Below are 7651 nucleotides of genomic sequence, written 5' to 3' on the forward strand. Positions count from 1 at the left end.
CTCTCCATGACTGGGCGGTGCGGGTGTCGTGTTCTGGAGGGGGGCGGCGCTCGCATCTGGAGGCGCCCCGGCCGGTAGCACATGCGGCGACCAGCCGGGGCGTCTCACCGGCTCGGGCCTCATCGTGGGTGTGGGCGAAGCGCAAGAGGGCCAAGCTCGCCGATGCTCTGTTCAGCCCCGCTCCTGGCGGCAGCCGCGAGGGTAGGCTGAGGGCCCAGGAGAAGGAGATCGCGATGGTCACGATCGTGGTTATCGTCGCACCACTCGTCGCTCTGATCATCTGGGGCATCGTGTTCGATCTGCGGCGCCGTCGCTCCCCCCTCAGCGCTCATGACATCGAGGCGCAGGCCCGCAGGGCCAGAGAAGCCACCGATGCACGCGGCGGCAGTGGAAGCGCGGCAGACAGCGGCGGGCACGCCGGCGTGTGAACCGAAAGCGACCCGTCAGATCTGCCGCTCGGTCGGCGTCGCGCGCCATGCGCTCGGCGGTGCGCTTGTCCTCCAGGGCCTGCTCACGCTCAGGCTCGGCGGCGGCGATGCGGGTCAGCGCGCCGTCACGCACGACGGTCAGCGCATCGATGTGGCCCTGCCAGCTCAGGCCATAGCCCGCCGAGGCTGCCCGCCGGCGGGGTGTGCGGCTGGCAGGGCCAGGCGTGGGTCCCGGATGTCCAGGTCGTCCACACCGCATTGAGGGAGGCGGTCATCACCGGAGAACGGTCGTCCAGTGGCGATGGTCGCCGATGGTGACGTTCAGGTTGTAGCCGTACTCGACGTCGTCCACCGCGTCTTGCCTCTCCCGCCTTCGCGTGACCTGGCCTTTCCCCCATATCGCGGCGCTCATGCATCCGTCATGCGTCTGCGCAGGTACGGCGCGGTCCGGAAGGCTTCCGCGCCCGGAGCCGAAAAAGTGCATTCGCCGTAGTAGACATTCACCGCTGTTGGAACTATGGTTTCTCACATCGCAAGGAACGGAACCACCGGGCAGCACAAGTAGTTACCAGCAGGACGACGAACTGCCCGGAGCAGGCTGAAGTCGAAGGTTGAACGTTAAGGGTTTGACGGCAGAAGGTCGGACGTGACGGGCCAGCGCAGTGGTTAGGGGCCCAGAGTGTGGACGCGCTGCTGTGAAGGGTTGACGGCAGAAGGTCGGACGTGACGGGCCAGCGCAGTGGTTAGGGGCCCAGAGCGTGGACGCGCTGCCGACGGTGAAGTTGGCAAATGGTCCGGAAGAGAAAGATGAAGGGAGTGTTGACGCCATCAGGATCGCCCGTTGCCGGTTGAGTCTCGCCGCTCGGGTACCGCAGTTCCACAGATAGGAAGGTGGTCTACGGTCACGCATCCGCGATCCGCGCATCACCGCCCGCTCAATGCGGCGGTTGCGCACAACGGTAAGCCGGCCGATGGCCGGTAGATGGTGTTGAACTCTTCGGGGCCCCGGCGCAACAGGCGCCGGGGCCCCCTGTGCGCGTTAACGGGAAAGGAACATATGGATCAACGTCGCTCGGCTGCCGAGGGTGACACACTCACCCGCGGCAGGATCACCGATGAGGCCGGGCTCACGGCCGACGACCGGTTCGACGATGAGGACTACCCCGCCTACAGCATGGGCACGGCCGCCGAGATGCTCGGCGTCACCGCCACGTTCCTGCGGGCTCTGGGCGCCGCCCACCTGATCGAGCCGAAACGCTCCGGCGGCGGTCACCGCCGCTACTCCCGCTACCAGCTGCGCCTGGCCGCGCGCGCCCGGGAACTGGTCGACCAGGGCACCGGCGTGGAAGCCGCCTGCCGCATCATCATCTTGGAAGACCAGCTCGCCGAGGCGCTGCGCATCAACGCCGCCCACGAACGCCAGCACGGACGCGAACGCACAGCCGGAAACTGACACGGCGGCTTCGTTGCTCTGCGGCCTGGTCTTCCACCGCGCTGACCAGGCCACACCGCATCCACCCATCGGCCGCGGCTCGGCGGCCACCACCCGGCGGCGGCGCACCCCGGGGCTCGCGGGGCCAGGGCTGCTGCGACTTCCCGCCGCCCCGAGCGACACCAACCTGGAGAGCGGGCCAAAGCCTCCCCGAAACCGGGGATGGACGGGACAGCGCCGGCGGTCCAGCGGGCTCGGGGCTCAGGCGGGCTCGGGGGCTTCCACAAATCCGACCCGCGAAGAGATGCCAGCATCGCCAAGCAAGATCACGAGAATGATGGTCCCCATGGATGAGGACAGCGCCTCCACCGAACGCTTCACCATGTCGATCGGCTTGCACGAGACCTTCATCGTCGCCACGGCCGCCGGCGAACTCGACTACAACTCCGCCGGGCTGCTGCGCCAGCAGGCGAAGGACGCGTGGGAGGCGACCGACTCCGCCGGCCTGGTCCTGGACCTGAGCGGGGTGACGTTCTGCGACTCCAGGGGCGTCGGCGTGCTGGTGCTGCTGCTCAAGCAGAGCCGCGAACAGCACCGCAACCTCGTCTTGTCGAGCCTCCCGGCCTTGCTGGAACGCATCTTGACGATCACCGGACTGCGCACCGCGTTCCGCGTCGAGGCATCGGTGGAGGAAGCGATCCAGACGGTGCAAGCAGCGCCCCCGCCCGAGGCCACCAAGGACCCCGACTCACCGGGTCAGTAGCGGCCGCGCCGGGGACCAGCATCGCCAGGGGCCCCTCACCGGTTTTACGCGGTGTGCTTGCCTCGCTCCGTAGGGTGTGCGCATCATGCTGGGATGAGCAAAGTGGGATCTTGGTTACAAAGGTGGTGGCGAGGCGGCGACGGATCCGCACGGGAGGAGACGTCGCAGGGGCCGCTGGAGATGTTCGCGGTGCGGGTGCTGTACGACCGGTACGGGCGGGACATCTACGCCCGCGCGGCCGCCGATGCGGCCTTCAGCGCGGCGATCAGCGACCTCGCGGCGGAGATCCGACAAGACCTGAAGCAGGAAGGGCCGCGGGTGGCCAAGCTGCTCACCGACAAGACGGCCCTGACCTACTACCTGCTGGGCCACACCCACGCCGTGCTGGCCTGCCTGCTGGAGGCCGCCGTGCGTCCGGACGCTCCGACCCCCGCCGCCATCGACCCCGACTTCGCGGCCGTGCGCCTGGGCGCCATGTTCCATCTAGCCTTCGACGGCGGCCTGCTGCGGATGCCCGCCCAAGGAGGCGACGCTCCCCGATCGGCGAGGTGATGAACATGGCGCGGCACCTGAGTCGACGCTGCCGGGCGCGGGGGTGATGCGTAGTGACATCGGTGTTGCCGAACCCGTGAACTCGCCTCTGATGATCAATGAGCGTGACTGTGCATGTCACGGTCGGCGAAGAGGTCGATGAGCAGGCGGACAGGGATCCCGGCCTCGCCGCGTCGCGCTTCGGCCCTCTGCGCGCACGACCGTTTGCGGGTTCGGCCCGGGGAAACCGCCCCGTCGCCTCCTCTCGCCTCGCCCCTGGCCCGGGAACGGAGGAGGATGAGGCCTGGCTCTCTGTCGCATAGGCGGCCTGAGCAGAGCGGGAGGTGCATCGGCGTGATGCAGTTGTCGATCCGGCTGGTTCCCGTCGGGGACACCACGCTGGTGATGGTCCTGACCGGCGAGCTCGACCTGACCACCGGGCCCATCCTGGCCGCTTTCCTCGACCCGATCCCGCAGTCGGCGATCACCCACGTGGTCGTGGCCGCCGCCGATCTGTGGTTCTGTGACCTGAGCGGGCTCGACCAGCTCGCCCTCACCCACCGGGCCCTTCAGGCCAGGGGCGGCCACCTGGCCGTCGCCGAAGCCCAGCCGCCGCTGAGCCGGCTGATCGGCCTGATGACCCAGCACGACGCCCGGCCCCCCATCGCGGTGCATGCCAGCATGGCCGCGGCCCTGGCGGCCACCGACGTCGAGGCCTACCAGCTCGACACTCCCCCCGCGCCGATCCCTCGGCACCTGCCACGCGTACGCGAACTGCGCCGCGTACGCGTGCCCGCCCAGCGCCCGCGCGCGGCACGGCCACGCCGCCCGGAACCGGCTGACGTGCCGCCGGCCACACCGGTCACGCCGGCCATCGTCCGGGCCAGGGCCCTGCGCGAACAGGCCGCCGAGCGTCAGCACGCCCTCGCCGACCGGCTCAACACGGCGGAGGAAGGCGTGAGGCGGCTGGGTGATGCCCTCCGACGCTGCGGCGAGAGTTCGGCGGCCTTGCGCGCCACCCTCCAGGAGGCGCGTAAGGCCGCCGAACATCCTGACCCGAAGCCTGAGATGCACATACAGTGATCGAACTACTACTCTCCATGACTGGGCGATGCGGGTGTCGTGTTCTGGAGGGGGGCGGCGCTCGTATGGGGAGGCGCCTTGGTCGGTAAGCACACGCGGCGACCGGCCGGGCGTCTCCCGGCTCGGGCCTCAGCGTTCGGCGTCGAGAAAAGCGGCCGGGCGTGCGTCGAACCGCATCTCACCTCCGAGCACTGACCACCCTGTTTTGGGACGGCTGTTCGCCCAGGTCAGGCGAACTCGTCTGGTTCGAACGATCCGTTGACAGGCGCCTTGACCGGCACTCCTTACAGGGCGTGCTTGCCATGCTCCGTAGGGTGCGCGCATCATGCTGGGATGAACAAGGTCGGATCTTGGTTACAAAAGTGGTGGCGAGGCGGCGACGGGCCTTCACGGGACGAAACTCCGGACGGGCACCTGGCGGTGTTCGCGGTGCAGGTGCTGTATGACCGGTACGGGCGGGACATCTACGCCCGCGCGGCCGCCGATGCGGCCTTCAGCGCGGCGATCAGCGACCTCGCGGCGGAGATCCGACAAGACCTGAAGCAGGAAGGGCCGCGGGTGGCCAAGCTGCTCACCGACAAGACGGCCCTGACCTACTACCTGCTGGGCCACACCCACGCCGTGCTGGCCTGCCTGCTGGAGGCCGCCGTGCGTCCGGACGCTCCGACCCCCGCCGCCATCGACCCCGACTTCGCGGCCGTGCGCCTGGGCGCCATGTTCCATCTAGCCTTCGACGGCGGCCTGCTGCGGATGCCCGCCCAAGGAGGCGACGCTCCCCGATCGGCGAGGTGATGAACATGCTCCTGAGGTACCTGAGGCGGCGCTACTGGGCGTGGCTCGCCGACCTGCTGACCCGGAACGGCACCCCTACCCTTCCCCGCCTGTATGAGCAGTACGGCCGCGCGGCCCTGGCCGGCGCCGCCGCCGACCCGGTGATGTCGCAGAAGATCACCCGGCAGGTGAAGGAGATGCGGCAGAAGCGGGACAAGGACGGGCGCCCTGTCCGCGGCCGCGCCATGTACGCCTACTACACCGGCACCGCCATCGGCGCGGCGCAGCTCATCTTCTCCGACGCCGGAACCCGCACCATCGACGCCGACGGCACGCACCTGCCGACGATGTACCTCGCGGCCGCCTGCCAGGCCGCGATCGACCAGGACATGCTCAACCCCCGCCCCCCTGCAGGAGGATGACCGTTGACCGGAGATCCGAACCTCGCCCCCGGGATGCGTCTGTGCCCGACATGCAAGGCAACGCACCCCAAGACCGACGACATGGTCGCCGTGTTCTGGGTGGAAGACGAGGCGGCCGTCCACCAGCTCCACACCTCTGACTGCGGCGATTATCTCGAACAGCATCTGTGGACGCAGATCGACGCCGAGCGGGTGCGCCAGGAGGAGGAGCGCGCCGAGCGACTGTTCCCCGACGCGATGGCCCGCTTCCAGGCAGCCCTGCAGGTCCTGCCCGCAGAGCAAGCCGACAGCCCCTTCGTGAAGGCTCTGGCGGAGCTGGTCACCTTGAAGGACGAACGCTTTCGCGGCAACGGCGGGTTCGTCACCCTGCCGGAGTGGGCCGACATCCTGGACCGGCATTTCCCGTCCGCCGACCGATAACTTCGGCGCCCTTGACCGTTTCCGGGACGGCCCTTTTCGCCGGTCGGCACCAGGCCGGCGGATCGGGGCGCGGTCGCGTGGCCTGGCGATCGCCTGAACTTGCGTCGCCCCAACTACGGAGCGCATTTCCTCAAACACAAATTGTCAGACCTGCCTGTCACTGTGCCCCCATGGACGGTTGCTTGCCCACGGTTCGCGTCGTGGACGGCCGCGTGGTCATGCCGCCTGAGGCGGCGCTGATCTGGCTCCCGCGGAAAAAGGGGAAGGTCATCGCCAAGCTCCCGAAGAGGGAGAACGACCTCCCATGGCTGCGCCGCACCGTGGGCATCGGCCGTCTCCACGTCGACGACCGGGAGTACTGGCATCTGCCGCGCAATTGCCTGAACATGCTCGGGATCGGGGAACCCAGGAACAGCCGTTGGCGCTGAGAATGATCATGGTTCGGGAGGCGGCCCGGTCTCGATGTGATGAAGGTGCGGCGGGCGGCTGGTGCTGGTCTGGGACGATCTGAGGCATGGCGCGTGGTGATGGTGGCGGCAGGGACGGCAGAGGCGAGCCCGAGTGGCGGCCGGTGACCGACGTGGACATGATGACCGCGATCGTGCTGGAGCAGCTGGGCGCCAACCGCGAGCAGTTGCGGACCCTGGAGCCGGCGCGGCGCGCCCCGCATCTGCTGGACGACCACACCATGGAGCGGATCAAGCAGGTGTTCGGGCAACAGCGCGATGACATGTGGCTGTGGGCCGAGACCGGCGAGCTCTGGCAGGACCAGGACCTGAACGCGGCCGAGGCCGCGAAGGTCGACCAGTACGTGGCGGCGGTGGAGGCGTTCGCCGCGAGCAACACGGTCATCTTGGCGTTGGCCGATGAGCTGACCGGGGGCACGATCGAGACGACGCTGGCCAAGTCGGACCTGGAGCTGGGCGTGGAGACCCTGGTCGGGGCGCGACCTCGATCTCTGTCCCTTCCTTGAGCTCGCTCGCGTAGGCGATCGACACGAACCCGTCGCACACGACGGTCGAGCAGGCGCCGATCACGGGAACGCCGCACGCGTCGAGCCTTGTGAGTCGCAGAACCTTGCCGTAGATGCTTGACCAACAGGTTGCAGGCATCGGGGTCCCCTTCTTGGTGAAGAGTGGCGCCCGGCCCATAGCTCAGCGGCGATCAGATGATGCCAGCGTATCCGGCCACGCTCGCCGTGCTCAGGAACGCTACGCGGCAAGTGCGTGAGCATGGGTAACGCGTTTCGTAGAACATGGCCTGATCTCCGGTAGGAACGGGCTATCGCTTTCGCCGGGCATTCGCCCGCCCGCCCGGATATTCTCCCGATCATGCCTAGCCAGCGGGCACGTGACACGAGGTCGGAACGATCAAGACCCGTGAGAAGGAAGCGTCCCACGGTCAAGCCAGGGGTTCGTACGCCCCGAAAGGCCACTCAGTCTCCACAGGAGGCACCCGCGTCCGGGAACAGGTGGGTGGTTCCGTGGCGACGGGGAAGGGTGTCACCCCTGACCCAGGATGAGCTTGAGCAGCTACCTCCCGAGAAGCGGCAAGAATTCTACGAGGCGCGACGACAGCATTTCTGGCAGAGGCTAACAACGATGAGCGTGCTGGTCGGTCTGCTAGCCACGGGGGGCGGCCTCGTCTACACCGCACGACAATGGGAGACACAGTCACAGGGGCAATTCGCGGACCGCTACACCAAGGGGCATGTGCCAACCTGAAACCGCAGTTCAGGGGGCTTGCCTGATCGTGGTTGGGCGTACTCGGGCTGGTGATGCCCGGGAATCATGACGAGTGA

General features: G+C 68.2%; 11 protein-coding genes. 10 read left to right on the forward strand and 1 reads right to left on the reverse strand.

Features of this window, described 5'->3' with window-relative positions:
- Positions 1-233 precede the first annotated feature (233 nt).
- The gene (locus tag AB0I15_RS39030) at positions 234-428 is read left to right on the forward strand and encodes a hypothetical protein (protein WP_358107359.1); all 195 of its coding nucleotides are present in this window, start codon (positions 234-236) and stop codon (positions 426-428) included.
- Positions 429-702: 274 nt separating this feature from the next.
- Here AB0I15_RS39030 and AB0I15_RS39035 read toward each other — a convergent pair whose 3' ends face one another.
- The gene (locus tag AB0I15_RS39035; RefSeq protein ID WP_358107362.1) at positions 703-840 is read right to left on the reverse strand and encodes a hypothetical protein; all 138 of its coding nucleotides are present in this window, start codon (positions 838-840) and stop codon (positions 703-705) included.
- A gap of 762 nt (positions 841-1602) precedes the next feature.
- Between AB0I15_RS39035 and AB0I15_RS39040 the strand changes: the two genes are divergently transcribed.
- From AB0I15_RS39040 to AB0I15_RS39080, 9 genes are all read left to right on the forward strand, one after another.
- A complete protein-coding gene (locus AB0I15_RS39040; protein ID WP_358107411.1) occupies positions 1603-1881 on the forward strand; it encodes a MerR family transcriptional regulator in 279 nt (92 codons plus the stop codon).
- Between the two features lie 325 nt (positions 1882-2206).
- A complete protein-coding gene (locus AB0I15_RS39045) occupies positions 2207-2623 on the forward strand; it encodes an STAS domain-containing protein (RefSeq protein WP_358107365.1) in 417 nt (138 codons plus the stop codon).
- 93 nt (positions 2624-2716) lie between these two features.
- On the forward strand, positions 2717-3175 hold the full coding sequence (locus AB0I15_RS39050; protein ID WP_358107368.1) for a hypothetical protein: 459 nt from the start codon (positions 2717-2719) through the stop codon (positions 3173-3175).
- Positions 3176-3511: 336 nt separating this feature from the next.
- A complete protein-coding gene (locus AB0I15_RS39055; protein WP_358107414.1) occupies positions 3512-4237 on the forward strand; it encodes an STAS domain-containing protein in 726 nt (241 codons plus the stop codon).
- A 429-nt stretch (positions 4238-4666) separates the two neighbouring features.
- Entirely contained in the window at positions 4667-5029 is a 363-nt protein-coding gene (locus AB0I15_RS39060; protein ID WP_358107371.1) for a hypothetical protein, read from the forward strand.
- 5 nt (positions 5030-5034) lie between these two features.
- The gene (locus AB0I15_RS39065) at positions 5035-5430 is read left to right on the forward strand and encodes a hypothetical protein (protein ID WP_358107374.1); all 396 of its coding nucleotides are present in this window, start codon (positions 5035-5037) and stop codon (positions 5428-5430) included.
- 3 nt (positions 5431-5433) lie between these two features.
- A complete protein-coding gene (locus tag AB0I15_RS39070; RefSeq protein WP_358107378.1) occupies positions 5434-5850 on the forward strand; it encodes a hypothetical protein in 417 nt (138 codons plus the stop codon).
- A 200-nt stretch (positions 5851-6050) separates the two neighbouring features.
- A complete protein-coding gene (locus AB0I15_RS39075; protein WP_358107381.1) occupies positions 6051-6278 on the forward strand; it encodes a hypothetical protein in 228 nt (75 codons plus the stop codon).
- A gap of 86 nt (positions 6279-6364) precedes the next feature.
- Positions 6365-6823: a hypothetical protein gene (locus tag AB0I15_RS39080; protein ID WP_358107384.1), complete on the forward strand. Its 459-nt coding sequence runs from the start codon at positions 6365-6367 to the stop codon at positions 6821-6823.
- Positions 6824-7651: the final 828 nt, after the last annotated feature.

This window comes from Nonomuraea sp. NPDC050643, from assembly GCF_040654715.1.
Taxonomy (GTDB): Bacteria; Actinomycetota; Actinomycetes; order Streptosporangiales; family Streptosporangiaceae; genus Nonomuraea.